Here is a 16,155-nt window from a genome sequence, read left to right as displayed (position 1 = left end):
AAGCTGGGCAGCGATCCCGGACCATGCCCCCGGGCAGGAGCATTCCCATGACCCATGATATCGCCCCCGACGACGCCCTGACCGAACGCCCGACGGGTCTGGCGATGCGGCGCGCGGCACGGGGGCGCTGCCCCGCCTGCGGCGAGGGGCGGCTGTTTTCCCGCTATCTGAAGGTCGCGGATGAATGTCCCGCCTGCCACGAGGATCTACACCATCAGCGCGCGGATGACGGACCGGCCTATCTGACCATTCTGATTGTCTCGCATCTGGGGGCACCGCTGCTGCTGGCCTCGTTCGTGGCCTGGCGGCCCAGTCCGATGACGATGCTTGTCAGCTTCAGCCTGGGCGCGATCGTGCTGTCCTTGGCGATGCTGCCGGTGATCAAGGGCGCGATGGTGGGTCTGCAATGGGCGCGGCGGATGCACGGCTTTGGCGGGCGATCCAGCGGCGTCGCGGCATGACCGACAGCGTGCCCATCCGCGATGCGGCGACCGTGCTGGTTCTGCGACGCGGTGGTGAACAGCCGTCGGTTCTGATGGGGATGCGGGGGGCCGCGGCGGCCTTCATGCCGTCGAAATTTGTCTTTCCCGGCGGCGCGGTCGATCCCGGCGACGCGCAGGTGACCCTGTCCCGCCCCCTTGCGCCCCTGTGTCAGCGGCGGTTGCAGCATCAGGCCTCATCCCCGCCCGGCGCCATCGCCGCCGCCGCCCTGCGCGAACTGGCCGAGGAGACGGGCCTGCTGATCGGGCGTCCGGGCGGGCCGCCCTGCCCCTGGCCCGGCCATGGGGCGGCGGGACTGACGCCCGATGCCGCACCGCTGGTCTATCTGTTCCGCGCCATCACACCGCCCGGCCGTCCGCGCCGGTTCGATGCGCATTTCTTTGTGGCCGATGCGGCCGACATCACCGGCGATCCCGACGATTTCAGCGCCGCCTGTGATGAGCTGTCGCATCTGCACTGGGTGCCGCTGGCCGAGGCGCGGCGCCTCGATCTGCCCTTCATCACCGAGGTGGTGCTGGCCGAGCTGACCGAATTGACGGCTGGCCTGCCGCACGGTCAGCCTTTGCCGCAGCCGGACACCGTGCCGTTCTTTGACAATCGCGGCCCGGCTCCGCAGTTTCGCCAGATCGCCTAGCGGCCCGTGAACACGGGCGGGCGCTTTTGCAGAAATGCCGCGACCCCTTCGGCGAAATCGGCGCTGCGTCCGGCCTGTCCCTGCAGATGCGCCTCCAGTGCCAACTGCGCGGGCAGATCCTGCGTCAGGGAGGCGGCCAGCGCCTGGCGGATGGCCAAATAGGCGGCGGTCGGCCCCTGCGCCAGCGTCTGCGCACGTGCCGCCACGCCATCGGCAAAGCCGTCATCGGGCAGCGCCTGCCAGATCAGGCCGCAGTCCGCCGCCTTGGTGGCACTGATCGGTTCGGCAAACAGCATCATCCCCATCGCCCGCGCCATGCCCACCGCGCGCGGCACGATCCAGGTGCCGCCCGCATCGGGGATCAGGCCGATCCGTGTGAACGCCTGGATAAAGATCGCGCTTTCGGCGGCGATCACCACATCGGCGGCCAGCGCCAGGTTGGCCCCCGCCCCCGCCGCCACACCGTTCACCGCCGCAATGACCGGAACCGGACAACCGGTGATGGCAGCCAGCATGGGTTCGTATTCCTCGCGCAGCACCCGTTCCAGATCGGCGGCGGCGCCGGCATCGGTCAGATCCTGACCCGAACAGAACCCCCGCCCGGCGCCGGTCACCACCACCACCCGGACCCCCGGCGGCAGCGTCATCAGGGCCTGCGTGATCTCGGCCCGCATCGGCGCGTTCAGGGCGTTCATCACGGCGGGGCGGTTCAGCGTCAGCGTGGCGACGGCATCGCGCACGTCGAACAGGATGGTGTCAAAGGGCATGCAATCCTCCCATGGGTCTTAGGAGGATCATGCCAGAACGGGCCGCGCAAGCCAGCGCGACCCGGCGTCAGTCGCGCATGATCTCGGCCAGACGCTTGCGTTCGGCGGGGTCCAGATCGGCGACCTCGGGGGCGGATTGGTTGCGGGCGCGCAGGAAACGCGCCGCCGTCAGCACGGCGATCAGCGCCATCAGCGGTCCCGCCAGCCACAGGATCAGGTTGCTGCCAGTGGGGCGCGGATCGAACAGCACGAATTCGCCATAGCGGTCGACCACATTGTCGATCACCTGCGGATCGCTGTCGCCCGCGACCAGCCTTTCGCGCACGAACAGGCGCAGATCGCGGCTGATCGGCGCGTTCGATTCGTCGATATTCTCGCCCTGACAGACCGGACAGCGCAGCCGCTGCGAGATGTCGCGGGCCCGCGCCTCCAGCCCGGCATCCGACAGAACCTCGTCTGGCTGCACCGCAAAAGCCGGGGCCAGCGGGGCGATGGCCAGCGCCACGATCAGCGCGACGCGGGGGGCAAGGCGCCTCATTCGGCAGGCACCGGTTCGGTGCGCGCAGGTCGGGCCGCGCCCGCCGCCACGCGATAGCGCCGGTCGGTCAGGCTGATCAGCCCGCCAAGTGCCATCAGGATCGATCCGCCCCAGATCCAGTTCACGAAGGGCTTGATATAGGTCCGCACGGCCCAGCCCCCGCCCGGTTGTTCATCGCCCAGAACGACATACAGATCGCGCCAGAATCCGTAATCGATCGAGGCTTCGGTCGTGGGCATCCCCTGCACCGGATAGACGCGCTTTTCCGGGCGCAGGGTTGCGACGGGGCGACCGTCGCGGCTGGCCTCGATCACCGCCATCTGGGACAGATAGTTCGGCCCATCGGCACGGCTGACCTCGCGCAGGGTCAGGTCATAGGCGCCGACGCGAAAGGGTTCGTTCAGCTCGGCCACGCGAACATCCTCGCTTTGCCAGGCCTGCACCAGCGCGACGGCGATGAAGGTGATGCCCAGACCCGCATGGGCCACGGCCTTGCCCCAATCGGCGCGCGGCAGGCGCAACAGACGCGAGGGCCCGGAATTGCCGGTGCGCAACCACAACTCGGCCAGCGCGCCGAAGACCAGCCACGACCCAAGGCCCGCGCCGATCACCGCCAGCGCCGAATGTCCGGTCGAGACGGCAAAGACCAAGGTCATCACCGCGCCCGTCAAAATCAGCGGCGCCCTGAGGGGCCGCAGGCTGCGTGCCAGTGTCGCGCGCTTCCACGGCAGGATCGACCCCAGAGGCAGGGCGATGGCCAGCACGATCATGAAGGGCGTGAAGGCCTGATTGAAGAACGGCGGGCCGACCGACAGCACCCGGCCCCAGACCATTTCGGCCACCAGCGGCCAGATCGTGCCGATGAAGACCACGAAGGCCGCGACCGCCAGCAGGACGTTGTTCAGAACCAGCGCCCCCTCGCGGGAGACGGGGGAAAACACGCCCTTGGCCGTCATCGCCGAGGCGCGAAAGGCGTAAAGCGTCAGCGCGCCGCCGACAAAGACCGCAAGGATCATCAGGATAAAGACCCCCCGTTCGGGATCATTGGCAAAGCTGTGGACCGAGGTGATGACCCCCGAGCGCACGATGAACGTGCCGATCAGCGAAAAGCCAAAGGCCATGATCGCCAGCAGGATCGTCCAGCTTTTCAGCGCCTCGCGCTTTTCCACGACGATGGCGGAATGCAGCAGGGCGGCGGCCAGCAGCCATGGCATGAAGCTGGCGTTTTCGACCGGATCCCAGAACCAGAAGCCGCCCCAGCCCAGCTCGTAATAGGCCCACCATGATCCAAGCGCGATGCCGATGGTCAGAAAGACCCATGCCGCCAGCGTCCAGGGGCGCACCCATCGCGCCCATGCGGCGTCCACCCGCCCCTCGATCAGGGCGGCGACGGCAAAGCTGAAAGACATCGAAAGGCCGACATAGCCCAGATACAGGAACGGCGGATGAAAGGCCAAACCGGGATCCTGCAGCAGCGGGTTCAGGTCGCGACCGTCAAAGGGCGGATTGCCCATCCGCCAGAACGGGTTAGAGGTGAAGATGATGAACGCATAAAACGCCGCACTGACCGAGGCCTGCACCCCCAGCACCCGCGCCCGCAAACTGGGCGGCAGATTGGTGCCGAACAAGGCCGCCGCCGCGCCGAACAGCGCCAGAATCAGCACCCAAAGCAGCATCGAGCCTTCATGATTGCCCCAGACTCCGCTGATCTTGTAGATCATCGGCTTGGCCGTATGCGAGTTCTCATAGACCAGACGCAGCGAGAAATCCGAGGTGACAAAGGCGATGGTCAGGGCGCCAAAGCTCATCGCCATCAGCACCAGCTGGGACAGGGCGGCGGGACGGGCGCTGTCCATCCAGCCATGCCAGCCCTTATGCGCCCCCACCATCGGCACGGTCATCTGATAGATCGAGACCATGAAGGCCAGGATCAGGGCGAAATGGCCAAGTTCAGCGATCATTGGGGCATCCTTTGCTTGGTGGCCAGCATAGGGATGCGACGAAGGGGGGAAAAGCCCCCCCTTCGTGTGAGCGTGGTCAGTTCTGCGTGTCGGACTGCGGCCTAATCGCGCAGCGTCGCCTGCCAGTCGCGCAGGGCGGCATTGTCGGGGAAATCCCCGGCCGGGCGCGGCGCAGTGACGGGAAGGGTGCCCGGAACGATGGTCGTTTCTTCCGTCACGCGGGCGGGCCAGACGCGGTGGCGGAAATGATGCGCCTCGCGCGCGCCGAAATAAAAGCCCACGATGGCGCCCAGCAGCCACCACAAAGGCTCGGGGACCAGTTGCAGCCCCTGCATGCGGACGCCGAAACCGATGGGTTCGACCATCGCATAGATGAACAGTCCCATCGTGCCCAGGGCCAGCAAGGGGCGCGGCAGGCGGTTCAGCCCGTTCACGAAGCCATCGAACCAGCCCTGTCGCGGCACGGCGAATTCCTGCCCATGCTGCGCGATGGCGCGGGCATAGGCCTTTTCGTCCAGTTCCATCCGGCGGGTGGCATTCTGGGTGAACACCTCGGCCATGCCGGATGCGGCGCTGCCCAAAGCCGTGATGGCGGGTGAGACGCCGATAAAGCGGTCGATCAGGCCCATGCGGCTGTCCTTTGACGATGTTCGGCCTCGGTCAGGCGATAGCGGGGGGCGATGAATTCCTCGGCCCTCGTGATCCAGCCGCCCTTGCCGCCGGCCTTGGTGCGGGCATATTTGCGGCTGGCGGGGCGCTGATCGGCAAGCGCATAGTAATAATTGCGCCGCGCAATCCCATAGGCATCACCCAGATGCAGCGGCGCGGCGGCGGCGGCGTCACGGGCGGCGGCCACGGTCATCGGCCCGATCACCCCGTCATCGGCGCAGGAAAACCCCATGGCCGAGACCAGCCGTTGCAGGATCTTCACCGCATTCGTGCCCGCATTGACATACATGTCAAAGGCGCTGGCCTGCACGGCGTCAGGCAATTCGGCCAGACGGGGCTTGCGGAAGTAATGATCGACAAAGACTTGTTCGGCCTGCGCCCGGGTCAGCGCGCGCACATCGGCCACATCGATCCGCCCGTCGCCGTTCAGGTCCATCCCCAGGGCGCGCATCGTACCGATGGTGACGCCGTGATTGGTGGCCCCGCCCGGATCGTCGGGGTCGTTCACAAAGCCCCCTTCGCGGGCCACGATCTGTCGGGAAATCTGTTCGACGCTTGGCATGGCATCCCCCATTCGCAGACGACCGGGTATCGGTCGCATCGCGGGGATGCTGGCGCGGGGCGGTTAACCTTGCGTTAATCCGGCGCGCGTTGCGATCAGCTGTCGGGGCCTTGAAAAACGCCTGCCGCCTTCAGCGAATCCGCAACCTCTCGCGGCATATAGGTCTCGTCATGCTTGGCCAGCAGGTCGCGCGCTTCGAACCGGCCGTCGCGATACCAGCCCTTGGCAATGGTGCCCTGCCCTTCGGTGAACAGATCGGGGCGCGGGTCGCCGCCGATATAGGTCACCGGGATCTCGGCAGCCCCATCGGTGATGACGAAATCGAAGGCCACGCCCGCGCCGTTCACGATCGAGCCGTCCTTGACCAGCCCGCCCAGCTGAAAGAACTCGTCCGGCTCGGGCGCCACCTCGCTGACCTGACTGGGCGAACGGTATAGGTTGATGCCGTCGCTGAACCCGTATCCGATCAGCCCCACGGCCACGACCAGCGCGACCGAGGCCGCCGCCAGCACCTGAATGCGGCGCTGTTTCTTCAGGGATTTCATGCCGGCCATTCTCTCTCCTCCTCAGGCAGCCGCGAACCGGACGGGACGGCGCAGAAATTGCGTGGCCTTGCCCGAGACCCGCACCGGATCGCCCGTGGTCAGATGTTTCGACGCCGTGCCCCTGCCCATGAATTCAGGCCTGCGGGTCAGATAGTCGGCCAGGCTCTCGGCGACCAGTCCCGCCTGACTGTAGACGCGGACATGCGACCCAAGCGCGCGCTGAAACGCGTCCTGCATCAGCGGATAATGGGTGCAGCCCAATACGGCGGCCTCGGGGAACGGCATCCGGCGTTTCAGGGCCTCGACATGGCTGGTCACCAGCGCCTCGGCCAGGATTTCATCACCCATTTCAATGGCATCGACGACGCCGCCACAGGGCTGCGCCTCGACATCCACGCCCACGGCGCGAAAGGCCAGCTCGCGTTGAAAGGCGCGGCTGGCGACGGTGGCGGGGGTCGCGAACAGGGCGACATTGTTCACCGCGACCCGGCGGGGCGGCGAATTGTCGCCCCATGCGCGTTCGGTCAGTGCCTCGATCATCGGGACGAAGACGCCCAGAACCCGCTTGTCAGCAGGCAGCCAGGTTTCCTGCATGCGCTTCAGTGCGGCGGCGCTGGCGGTGTTGCAGGCCAGGATCACCAGATCGCAACCCTCGTCCCACAACCGTTCCACGCCCGCGCAGGTCAGGTTGAAGATGTCATCGGGGGTGCGCACGCCATAGGGCGCATGCGCATTGTCACCCAGATAGACCAGCGGCAGATCGGGCAGGCGCGCGGCGATGGCCTGATGGACCGTCAGCCCGCCCAGCCCCGAATCGAACACCCCAACCGCCATGATCCGTCCCCCTGCACCCCGCGTGGCACCCTTCATAAGGTGCCGCGCGGCATTTGGGAACGGTCACCATCATTCGGCGGCGTCACGGATCGGTGCGCGCGCCTCACGGAACTGGGCCAGCAGCTCGGCCCGGCGCAGGGCAGCCTGATCGGCGGCGGCCTCCTTGACGGGACCGAAACCGCGCACGGACAGGGGCAGACCGGCCAGCTCAATCGCGACGGGCATCATCGGATCGGTCACCTTGGCAAAGATCTCGGCCATGTCCGCCTCGAATTCCGCGATCATCGCGCGTTCCCGCCGACGTTCCGCGCCATAGCCGAAGGGGTCCAGAGGCGTGCCCCGCAGCCCCTTCATCGCCGCCAGCACCCGAAACGCCCGCAGCATCCACGACCCGAATTCGCGTTTCTTCGGACGGCCATTGGCATCCTTGCCCGTCAGCATTGGCGGGGCCAGATGCAGGGACAATGTCACGTCCCCCTCCCACCGGGCGGCGACCTGTTCGGCGGTGTTCAGATGCAGGCGCGCAACCTCGTATTCATCCTTATAGGCCAGTAGCTTGTAATAGCTTCTTGAGACGGTTTCGCGCATCCCGGCGGGCGCCGCATCGACCAGTTTGCGATAGCGCCGCGCCAGCCGCGCGCCCTGATATCCGACCAGCCGTTCGGCCCGATAGGCGACCGGATCGGGGGGCAGATGGCTGACGTCGGCGGGCCGGGCGGTCTGGTCGGGAAAGGCCATCGCCCAACGCCCGATCTGGAAGGCGCGCTGGTTCTCGGTCACCTTGGCGCCGTTCAGGCGAATCGCCTCGAGGATCGCGTCCAGCGACAGCGGGATCAGCCCCTGCTGCCAGCAGGCGCCCAGCACCAGCATGTTGGAATAGATGGAATCGCCCAGCATCCGCAGCGCCAGATCATTGGCGTCGAAGAATGCCACGCGATCCTTCAACCGCGCCTCCAGCGACAGGCGCAGCCGGTCCGAGGGCACCTGAAAATCGCGGTTGCGAGTGAATTCGCCGGTGATGATCTCGTGATCATTGACCACCGCACCGGTGCGCCCTTGGGTCATCAGACCGACCGTCCTGGCCCCCGCCGTCACCACCAGATCGCCGCCGATGACGCAATCGGCCTCGCCCACGGCGACGCGGATGGCGCTGATATCCTCGGGGCGATCGGCCAGCCGCAGATGGATATGCACGGCGCCGCCCTTTTGGGCCAACCCCGCCATCTCCATCATGCCGGCGCCCTTGCCGTCCATATGCGCGGCCTGCGCCAGCACCGCGCCGATGGTCACGACACCGGTGCCGCCGACCCCGGTGATGACGATGTTATGGGTGCCGGTGATCGCAGGCAGCGCGGGTTCGGGCAGATCGGGCAGATCGAACGCCTCGGCCTTGGGCTTGCGCAGCTTGCCGCCCTTGACGGACACGAAGCTGGGGCAGAACCCCTTGACGCAGCTGAAATCCTTGTTGCAGCTGGACTGGTCGATCTGGCGCTTGCGGCCCAGTTCGGTATCAAGCGGCACGATCGAGACGCAATTCGACTGGACCGAGCAATCGCCGCAGCCCTCGCAGACATCGGGATTGATCCAGATGCGGCGGTCGGGGTCGGGAAACTCGCCTTTTTTCCGGCGCCGCCGTTTTTCTGCCGCACAGGTCTGCACATACAGGATCGCGCTGACGCCCGTGACCTTTTCGAGTTCGCGCTGAACGACCGGCATCTGGTCGCGCGTCTCGATCCGCAAGCCCTTGGGGAACTGGGCTGGATCGACCTCTTCCTTTTCGTCATGCACGATGACCAGCGGATCGACCCCCATCGCCACCAGCTCGCGCGCGATCTGGGGCGCGGTCAGCCCGCCTTCGTTCGGCTGGCCACCAGTCATGGCCACCGCGTCGTTGTAAAGGATCTTATAGGTGATCGTCGTTCCCGCCGCCAGCGCCGCCCGGATCGCCAGGATCCCCGAATGATTATAGGTTCCGTCACCAAGATTTTGAAAAACATGAGGTCTTTTGCTGAACGGCGCCTCGCCGATCCAGTTCGCCCCCTCGCCGCCCATATGGGTGAAGCCCTCGGTCTCGCGGCCCATCCATTGCACCATGTAATGACAGCCGATCCCGGCATAGGCGCGACTGCCCTCGGGCAGTTTGGTCGAGCTGTTATGCGGACAGCCCGAACAGAACCACGGCGTGCGGGTCGCGATCTCGGGGGCGTTGTCGTTGCGGCGCACCTCGTTCAGGCGGGCCAGACCGGCGCGCAGGCGGTCGGTGCCGCGCCCTTCCTCGATAAGGATGCCGCCGATCTTCTGGGCGATGGTCACCGGGTCCAGCGCATAGCGGGTGGGAAACAGCTCCTCGCCGGTGCGGTCATGTTTCCAGCCATGGACGCGGCGACCCCGGCGCTTGTCAAAAATCGCCTCTTTCAGCTGCACCTCGATCAGCTTGCGCTTTTCCTCGACGCAGATGATCAGTTCCAGATCCTCGGACCATTCCTGAATGGATTTCATGTCCATCGGCCAGGTCTGCCCGACCTTGTAGGTGGTCAGGCCCAAACGGTCGGCCTCGGCCTGATCGATGCCCAGCAGGGACAGCGCATGGACCAGATCCAGCCAGTTCTTGCCCGCCGCGACAAAGCCGATCTTGGCGCCCGCCCGGCCCCAGACCCGGTGATCCAGCCGGTTGGCGCGCGAAAACGCCTCGGCCGCCCATCGCTTGTGGTCGATCATCCGCGCCTCTTGCGCGACGGGCGTGTCGCCAAGACGGATGTTCAGCCCGCCTTCGGGCAGGGTCAGATCGGGGGTCACGAAGGTCAGCCGGTGCGGATCGCCGTTGACCACGGATGTTGCCTCGACCGTGTCCTTCATCGTCTTGAGGCCGGTCCAGACCCCGGCATAGCGCGACAGCGCAAAGCCATAGAGCCCATAGTCCAGAATTTCCTGCACCCCGGCAGGCGACAGGACCGGGATATAAGCGTCGATCATCGCCCAGTCCGACTGATGCAGCACGGTCGAGCTTTCGCCCGTGTGGTCGTCGCCCATCGCCATCACGACGCCGCCAAGCCGCGACGAACCGGCCATATTGCCATGCTTCATCACGTCGCCGGACCGGTCCACCCCCGGCCCCTTGCCGTACCACAGCGCGAAGACGCCATCATGGCGCCCCTCGCCGCGCAACTCGGCCTGCTGGCTGCCCCAGATGGCGGTTGCGGCCAGATCCTCGTTCAGGCCCGGCTGAAACAGTACGTTCGACGCGGCCAGCCGCTTGCCCTCGCGCATCATCGCCAGATCGACGCCGCCAAGCGGGCTGCCGCGATAGCCCGTGACCAGCCCCGCCGTGTCCAGCCCTGCGGCTTTGTCGCGTGCCGATTGCATCAGCATCAGGCGAACCAACGCCTGCGTGCCGTTCAACAAAACGTGTGGCTTGCTCAGGTCGAACCGGTCGGCCAGAGAAAATTCCTGCTTGCTCATGTTGTGTCTCCTCCCACGCCTTGCGGCGCCCTTGGGCATTATAGGTCAGAAAGGCTGACTTACGAAGATAAAATTCTGTCCTTGACCTATGGGCGGCTTGACCTCAGGTGAAGGGACAGGTCTGCAAAGGGCGCATGGCTGATATGACAGGATTATAAAGGATGGACTGGGACAAGCTCAGAATCTTTCACGCGGTGGCCGATGCGGGCAGCCTGACCCATGCGGGCGACACGCTGCACCTGTCGCAATCCGCCGTCAGTCGCCAGATCCGGGCGCTGGAGGAATCGCTTGGGACCACGCTGTTTCACCGCCACGCGCGCGGGCTGATTCTGACCGAGCAGGGCGAATTGCTGTTCGAGGCGACCTCGGCGATGGCGCGCAAGCTGGACAGCGCCTCGGCCCGGATCCGCGACAGCGAGGAAAACGTGCTGGGAGAGCTGAAGGTGACCACCACGGTCGGTTTCGGCACCCTGTGGCTGGCCCCGCGTCTGGTGAAGCTCTACGAAAAATTCCCCGATCTGCGCATCGATCTGCTGCTGAAGGAACGCGTGCTGGATCTGCCCATGCGCGAGGCCGACGTGGCCATCCGCATGAAAGAGCCCAGTCAGTCCGACCTGATCCGGCGCCGCCTGCTGAACATCCGCATGCGGCTTTATGCCAGCCCCGAATATGTCGCCGCGCGCGGCATGCCCGTGACGCTGGACGATCTGTCCAAGCATCGGCTGATCTGCCAGAAGCCCGATCAGCCGCAGGTCGCCGCCGGTGCCCGTCTGGTGCAGGAACTGATGGCCCAGAATGTCGGATCGACGCTGACGGTAAACAATTATTTCGGTGTCTTGCAGGCGGTGCTGGCCAATCTGGGCATCGGCGTGCTGCCCGATTATCTGACCGCCGACAATCCGACGCTGATCCGCATCTTCCCCGAAACCGAGTCGGGCGAGGTTCCGGTCTTCCTCGCCTACCCCGAGGAATTGCGCCAGACCCGCCGCGTCGCCGTCTTCCGCGACTTTGTTCTGGAAGAAATTCAGGCCTATCGCCGGTTTCAAAGCGAGGCCGGGCAGGACTGACAGGTTTTGCCCGCCAGACAGGCAGTAAACTGCTGAATCCGCGCGCATTTCTACCTGCGCGTGTAGCTATTACCACACTGCATGGCGGCTATGCCTTACGCGAGCCCCCAAATCTCTTGAAGAGTTCACAAACTGCACATAGATCAGGCTTCGAAGGCGATGCTCGGCTTAATTGCTCATCACCTTCTACCTCCCTGTTGGACTTAGGCCGGGCCTTGTGCCCGGCTTTTTTTTGTCCCGCGCCCGGGCCACGCGGCCTTTCCATGGCCGCCGCCAGCGCCTAAAAGGCCGGTGATTTCATGCGCAGGAAGGGCCCCGTCATGCAGGAACCGCAGGTCACACCGGAACTGATCGCCGCGCACGGGCTGAAACCCGACGAATATGACAGCATCCTGCAGATCATCGGGCGCACCCCCAGCTTCACCGAACTGGGCATCTTCAGCGCGATGTGGAACGAACATTGTTCCTATAAATCCTCCAAGAAATGGCTGCGCACCCTGCCGGTCGACGGCCCGCAGGTCATCTGCGGCCCCGGTGAAAACGCTGGCGTGGTCGATATCGGCGACGGTCAGGCCGTGGTCTTCAAGATGGAAAGCCACAACCACCCCAGCTATATCGAACCGCATCAGGGCGCGGCGACCGGCGTCGGCGGCATCCTGCGCGATGTCTTTACCATGGGCGCGCGCCCCATCGCCGCCATGGACGCGCTGTCCTTCGGCCGTCCCGCGCACCCCAAGACCCCGCATCTGGTCAAGGGCGTAGTCGAGGGGATCGGCGCCTATGGCAATGCCTTCGGCGTTCCCAATGTCGGCGGAGAGGTCCGTTTCCACGCCAGCTATGACGGCAATTGTCTGGTCAACGCCTTTGCGGCGGGTCTGGCCGATGCCGACAAGATCTTTTATTCCGCAGCCTCCGGTGTCGGCATGCCGGTCGTCTATCTGGGCGCCAAGACCGGGCGCGACGGCGTCGGCGGTGCCACAATGGCCAGCGCCGAATTCGACGACACGATCGAGGACAAGCGCCCCACCGTGCAGGTCGGCGACCCCTTCACCGAAAAATGCCTGCTCGAGGCCTGTCTGGAACTGATGGCCTCGGGGTCGGTCATTTCCATTCAGGACATGGGCGCGGCGGGCCTGACCTGTTCGGCGGTCGAGATGGGCGACAAGGGCGGGCTTGGCATCAAGCTGATCCTCGACCACGTCCCGCAGCGCGAAACGAACATGACCGCGTATGAGATGATGCTGTCGGAATCCCAGGAACGGATGCTGATGGTGCTGAAGCCCGACATGGAATCCGTGGCGCGCGCGATTTTCGCCAAATGGGATCTGGATTTCGCCATCGTGGGCGAGACGATCCCCGAGGACCGCTTTCTGATCCTGCACCGCGATCAGGTCATGGCCGATCTGCCGCTGTCGAAACTGGCCTCCAGCGCGCCCGAATATGACCGCCCCTGGGTGGAAACCCCGGCTGCCGCCCCTGCGCCCGCCCTGCCCGCCATCGCGCCGCTGGACGCCCTGCGCGCCCTGATCGGCAGCCCCAACCACGCCCACAAGGCCTGGGTCTGGGAACAATATGACACGCAGGTCGGCGCCGACACGATCCGCCGCCCCGGCATGGGGGCGGGCGTGGTGCGCGTCCACGGCACCCGCAAGGCGCTGGCCTTCACCAGCGACGTGACCCCCCGCTATGTCATGGCCAACCCCTATGAGGGCGGCAAGCAGGCCGTGGCCGAGGCCTATCGCAACCTGACCGCCGTGGGCGCCCTGCCTTTGGCCACCACCGACAACCTGAATTTCGGCAATCCCGAAAAGCCCGAAATCATGGGCCAGCTGGTCGGCGCCATCAAGGGCATCGGAGAGGCCTGCCGCGCGCTGGATTTCCCGATCGTGTCGGGCAATGTCTCGCTCTATAATGAAACCGACGGCAAGGGCATCCTGCCCACTCCCACCATCGGCGGCGTCGGTCTGATCGCCGATCTGGACGACCTGATCGCGGGGCTGCCCTCGACGGGCGATCTGGCGCTGGTCATCGGCACCACCCACGGCCATCTGGACCAATCCGCCTTGGCCCTCGAGGCTTTCGGCATCGAGGCCGGCGACGCCCCGCATGTCGATCTGGCTGCCGAACGCAAGCATGGCGAGTTCCTGCGCGCCAACCGCGCCCGTCTCGCCTCGGCCACCGATCTGTCGGATGGCGGGCTGGCGCTGGCCGCCTTCGAGATGGCCGAGGCTGCGGCCTTGGGCGTCACGCTGGACAGCGCGGACATCGCCCAACTGTTCGGCGAGGATCAGGCCCGCTATCTGGTCGCCTGCACCCCCGACGCCGCCAAGGCGCTGATGCAGGCTGCCACGGCGGCAGGCGTACCGGTGGCCCCTGTGGGCCGCTTCGGCGGCGATACCGTGACCTTCGGCACGGATAGCGCGCCGCTGGCCGGTCTGTCGCAGCTATACCGCACCGCCTTTGCGGCGGCGATCGGGGGCGACATCCCGGATCACGCATGACGCTGACCGCGCCGCCGGGCTATGCCGCGCTGATCACGGCGGCGGGACGCGGCAGCCGCGCGGGCGGCGGGCAGCCCAAGCAATGGCGCGATCTGGGCGGCCAGCCGATCCTCGACCGGACGCTGGCGGCCTTTGCCGGGTTCGACCGCGTCGTGCTGGTCGTCCATCCCGACGACATGGCCCAAGCGATGGCGCGTTACGCGGGCCCCGTCACCTTGGTCACCGGTGGGGCGACCCGCGCCGCCAGCGTCCGCGCCGGGCTTGCGGCCCTGCATGGTCAGGCCAGCCATGTGCTGATCCATGACGGCGCCCGCCCCCTCGTCCCCGACGCGGTCATCCAAGGCGTCATCGACGCGCTGCAATCGGGCGCCGCTGCCGCCGCCCCCGCCCTCCCCGTCTCGGATGCGCTCTGGCGCGGCGCGGGCGGCATCGTCAGCGGCACCGCGCCCCGCGACGGTCTTTACCGGGCGCAGACGCCTCAGGGTTTCATCTTGGCCCAAATATCCATGGCGCATGATCTTCACCCGAATGACGCTGCCGATGATGTCGAACTGGCCCGTCTGGCCGGGATCGAGGTTGCCATCACCCCGGGTTCCGAAGACAATCTGAAAATCACCTTCCCCGCCGATTTCGCGCGGGCCGAACGCATGTTGGACCGCCCGATGGATATCCGCCTTGGCCATGGCTATGACGTGCATGCCTTTACGGCAGGCGATCATGTGACGCTCTGCGGCGTGCAGGTACCCCATGATGCCGGCCTTCTGGGCCATTCGGACGCCGATGTCGGCATGCATGCGCTGACGGATGCGATCTATGGGGCGCTGGCGCAGGGCGATATCGGGCGGCATTTCCCGCCCTCGGACCCGCAATGGAAGGGCGCCGACAGCGCGATCTTTCTGGCCCATGCCGCAAGCCTCGCCCGCGACAAGGGGTTCCGCATCGGCAATGCCGACGTGACGCTGATCTGCGAGATGCCGAAGATCGGCCCCCATGCGCTGGACATGGCCCATCGCCTGTCGGAAATCATGGGGCTGGAGGCCAGCCGCATCAGCGTCAAGGCCACCACCTCGGAACGCTTGGGCTTTACCGGCCGGGGCGAGGGCATTGCCGCCATCGCCACCGCCACCCTGATCAAGGAATAACCTCATGGCGCGCCTCCTCTGCATCTGGTTCGGCGCGGGGCTGCTGCGCCCCGCCCCCGGCACCTGGGGCTCCGCCGTTGCGGTGGCGCTTGGGCTGCTGATCCACCGCATCGGGCATTTTCCGCTGCTGGCGCTGGCCACCGGGCTGGTCATTGTGACGGGCTTCTGGGCCGTCGGGCGTCACACTGCGGGCATGGCCGATCCCGACCGCAGCGAGATCGTCATCGACGAGGTCGCGGGCCAGTGGCTGACGTTGATGTTTCCGTCCTTCGGATTCTGGATGATGGGCCTGCCGGCCGAGACCTTCCCCTATCCGGGCTGGCTGGCGGCTTTCGTATTCTTCCGACTGTTCGACATCTGGAAACCCTGGGTCATCGGCCGCGCGGACCGGCGCCATGATGCGGCGGGCGTGATGCTGGACGATCTGTGGGCGGGATTGTTCGCCGGGGTCGCGACGATGATCGCGGCGGCGGCCTTTCACATCCCGATGATGCTGTGATGCTGGCAGCCGAGGTCCTGCAGGCGGCCCGCGACCGCCGCGTCCGGATCGCCACCGCCGAAAGCTGCACCGGCGGGCTGATCGCCGCCGCCCTGACCGAGGTACCAGGATCCTCGGACGCCTTCGACCGGGGCTTCGTGACCTATTCCAATGCCGCCAAGATCCAGATGCTGGGCATCACCCAAGCCGTTCTGGACGACCACGGCGCGGTCAGCGAACAGATCGCCGCCCAGATGGCCTCGGGCGCATTGCGTCATTCGGATGCGGGCATCGCCGTGTCGGTCACCGGCATCGCCGGTCCCGGCGGATCGGAACATAAGCCCGAGGGTCGGGTCTGTTTCGGCGTCGCCCAGCCCTTCGGCACCGTCACCCACACCGTCGAGTTCGGCGCCATCGGTCGCCACCGCGTCCGTGCCGCCACCGTCGAACATGCGCTGCAACTGCTTCTGGACGCGCTGACCGCCTGACCTGACCTG

The 16,155-nt window shown here is 66.2% G+C and carries 15 protein-coding genes; 7 read left to right on the top strand and 8 right to left on the bottom strand.

The genetic code is table 11. The features are described 5' to 3' along the window. The first annotated feature begins 47 nt into the window (after positions 1-47). Complete coding sequence (locus EG885_RS06795; protein ID WP_131573726.1) at positions 48-461, top strand: DUF983 domain-containing protein; 414 nt, start codon at positions 48-50, stop codon at positions 459-461. Further along, entirely contained in the window at positions 458-1,135 is a 678-nt protein-coding gene (locus EG885_RS06790) for an NUDIX hydrolase (protein WP_131573725.1), read from the top strand. Before EG885_RS06795 ends, EG885_RS06790 begins: the two co-directional genes overlap by 4 nt. Here EG885_RS06790 and EG885_RS06785 read toward each other — a convergent pair. The 8 genes from EG885_RS06785 to EG885_RS06750 all read right to left on the bottom strand — a co-directional run bounded on the left by EG885_RS06785 (position 1,132) and on the right by EG885_RS06750 (position 10,470). After that, positions 1,132-1,902, bottom strand: coding sequence for an enoyl-CoA hydratase-related protein (locus EG885_RS06785; RefSeq protein WP_131573724.1), 771 nt, complete (start codon positions 1,900-1,902; stop codon positions 1,132-1,134). The two genes, EG885_RS06790 and EG885_RS06785, sit on opposite strands and share 4 nt — an antisense overlap. 67 nt (positions 1,903-1,969) lie before the next feature. Next, positions 1,970-2,440, bottom strand: coding sequence for a cytochrome c-type biogenesis protein (locus EG885_RS06780; protein ID WP_131573723.1), 471 nt, complete (start codon positions 2,438-2,440; stop codon positions 1,970-1,972). Beyond that, positions 2,437-4,401, bottom strand: a complete 1,965-nt coding sequence (locus tag EG885_RS06775) for a heme lyase CcmF/NrfE family subunit (RefSeq protein ID WP_131573722.1) — start codon at positions 4,399-4,401, stop codon at positions 2,437-2,439. The genes EG885_RS06780 and EG885_RS06775 overlap by 4 nt, the downstream gene beginning before the upstream one ends. Positions 4,402-4,502: 101 nt before the next feature. Continuing rightward, positions 4,503-5,030: a holin family protein gene (locus EG885_RS06770; RefSeq protein WP_131573721.1), complete on the bottom strand. Its 528-nt coding sequence runs from the start codon at positions 5,028-5,030 to the stop codon at positions 4,503-4,505. Next, positions 5,021-5,632 carry a holin-associated N-acetylmuramidase gene (locus tag EG885_RS06765; RefSeq protein WP_131573720.1) on the bottom strand — a complete coding sequence of 204 codons (612 nt, stop codon included), beginning with the start codon at positions 5,630-5,632 and terminating at the stop codon, positions 5,021-5,023. The genes EG885_RS06770 and EG885_RS06765 overlap by 10 nt, the downstream gene beginning before the upstream one ends. Before the next feature lie 95 nt (positions 5,633-5,727). Continuing rightward, positions 5,728-6,177 carry a cytochrome c maturation protein CcmE gene (gene ccmE / locus EG885_RS06760; protein WP_131573762.1) on the bottom strand — a complete coding sequence of 150 codons (450 nt, stop codon included), beginning with the start codon at positions 6,175-6,177 and terminating at the stop codon, positions 5,728-5,730. Positions 6,178-6,198: 21 nt separating this feature from the next. Further along, entirely contained in the window at positions 6,199-7,011 is an 813-nt protein-coding gene (locus EG885_RS06755) for a glutamate racemase (protein WP_131573719.1), read from the bottom strand. Positions 7,012-7,080: 69 nt separating this feature from the next. Then, a complete protein-coding gene (locus EG885_RS06750) occupies positions 7,081-10,470 on the bottom strand; it encodes an indolepyruvate ferredoxin oxidoreductase family protein (RefSeq protein ID WP_131573718.1) in 3,390 nt (1,129 codons plus the stop codon). 161 nt (positions 10,471-10,631) lie between these two features. Here EG885_RS06750 and EG885_RS06745 point away from each other — a divergent pair, with 161 nt between their 5' ends. From EG885_RS06745 to EG885_RS06725, 5 genes are all read left to right on the top strand, one after another. After that, positions 10,632-11,537, top strand: coding sequence for a LysR family transcriptional regulator (locus EG885_RS06745; protein ID WP_131573717.1), 906 nt, complete (start codon positions 10,632-10,634; stop codon positions 11,535-11,537). A 320-nt stretch (positions 11,538-11,857) separates the two neighbouring features. Next, positions 11,858-14,038: a phosphoribosylformylglycinamidine synthase subunit PurL gene (gene purL, locus EG885_RS06740; protein ID WP_131573716.1), complete on the top strand. Its 2,181-nt coding sequence runs from the start codon at positions 11,858-11,860 to the stop codon at positions 14,036-14,038. Beyond that, on the top strand, positions 14,035-15,180 hold the full coding sequence (locus tag EG885_RS06735) for a bifunctional 2-C-methyl-D-erythritol 4-phosphate cytidylyltransferase/2-C-methyl-D-erythritol 2,4-cyclodiphosphate synthase (RefSeq protein WP_131573715.1): 1,146 nt from the start codon (positions 14,035-14,037) through the stop codon (positions 15,178-15,180). The genes purL and EG885_RS06735 overlap by 4 nt, the downstream gene beginning before the upstream one ends. Before the next feature lie 4 nt (positions 15,181-15,184). Then, the gene (locus tag EG885_RS06730; protein ID WP_131573714.1) at positions 15,185-15,679 is read left to right on the top strand and encodes a phosphatidylglycerophosphatase A family protein; all 495 of its coding nucleotides are present in this window, start codon (positions 15,185-15,187) and stop codon (positions 15,677-15,679) included. After that, positions 15,679-16,146 (top strand): CinA family protein, encoded by a 468-nt coding sequence (locus EG885_RS06725; RefSeq protein ID WP_131573713.1) that lies wholly within the window; start codon positions 15,679-15,681, stop codon positions 16,144-16,146. The genes EG885_RS06730 and EG885_RS06725 overlap by 1 nt, the downstream gene beginning before the upstream one ends. Positions 16,147-16,155: the final 9 nt, after the last annotated feature.

Origin of the sequence: Paracoccus nototheniae, assembly GCF_004335005.1 — a bacterium.
Lineage (GTDB): Bacteria > Pseudomonadota > Alphaproteobacteria > Rhodobacterales > Rhodobacteraceae > Paracoccus > Paracoccus nototheniae.
This window is presented reverse-complemented; position numbering and strand designations above follow the sequence as displayed.

Bases quoted from the DNA above. Each gene is read 5' to 3' on its own strand.
- EG885_RS06755 (WP_131573719.1), bottom strand. From the start codon at position 7,011: ATGGCGGTTGGGGTGTTCGATTCGGGGCTGGGCGGGCTGACGGTCCAT.
- EG885_RS06795 (WP_131573726.1), top strand. From the start codon at position 48: ATGACCCATGATATCGCCCCCGACGACGCCCTGACCGAACGCCCGACG.
- EG885_RS06745 (WP_131573717.1), top strand. From the start codon at position 10,632: ATGGACTGGGACAAGCTCAGAATCTTTCACGCGGTGGCCGATGCGGGC.
- ccmE (WP_131573762.1), bottom strand. From the start codon at position 6,177: ATGAAATCCCTGAAGAAACAGCGCCGCATTCAGGTGCTGGCGGCGGCC.
- EG885_RS06725 (WP_131573713.1), top strand. From the start codon at position 15,679: ATGCTGGCAGCCGAGGTCCTGCAGGCGGCCCGCGACCGCCGCGTCCGG.
- EG885_RS06780 (WP_131573723.1), bottom strand. From the start codon at position 2,440: ATGAGGCGCCTTGCCCCCCGCGTCGCGCTGATCGTGGCGCTGGCCATC.
- EG885_RS06785 (WP_131573724.1), bottom strand. From the start codon at position 1,902: ATGCCCTTTGACACCATCCTGTTCGACGTGCGCGATGCCGTCGCCACG.
- EG885_RS06775 (WP_131573722.1), bottom strand. From the start codon at position 4,401: ATGATCGCTGAACTTGGCCATTTCGCCCTGATCCTGGCCTTCATGGTC.
- EG885_RS06750 (WP_131573718.1), bottom strand. From the start codon at position 10,470: ATGAGCAAGCAGGAATTTTCTCTGGCCGACCGGTTCGACCTGAGCAAG.
- EG885_RS06765 (WP_131573720.1), bottom strand. From the start codon at position 5,632: ATGCCAAGCGTCGAACAGATTTCCCGACAGATCGTGGCCCGCGAAGGG.
- purL (WP_131573716.1), top strand. From the start codon at position 11,858: ATGCAGGAACCGCAGGTCACACCGGAACTGATCGCCGCGCACGGGCTG.
- EG885_RS06735 (WP_131573715.1), top strand. From the start codon at position 14,035: ATGACGCTGACCGCGCCGCCGGGCTATGCCGCGCTGATCACGGCGGCG.
- EG885_RS06730 (WP_131573714.1), top strand. From the start codon at position 15,185: ATGGCGCGCCTCCTCTGCATCTGGTTCGGCGCGGGGCTGCTGCGCCCC.
- EG885_RS06770 (WP_131573721.1), bottom strand. From the start codon at position 5,030: ATGGGCCTGATCGACCGCTTTATCGGCGTCTCACCCGCCATCACGGCT.
- EG885_RS06790 (WP_131573725.1), top strand. From the start codon at position 458: ATGACCGACAGCGTGCCCATCCGCGATGCGGCGACCGTGCTGGTTCTG.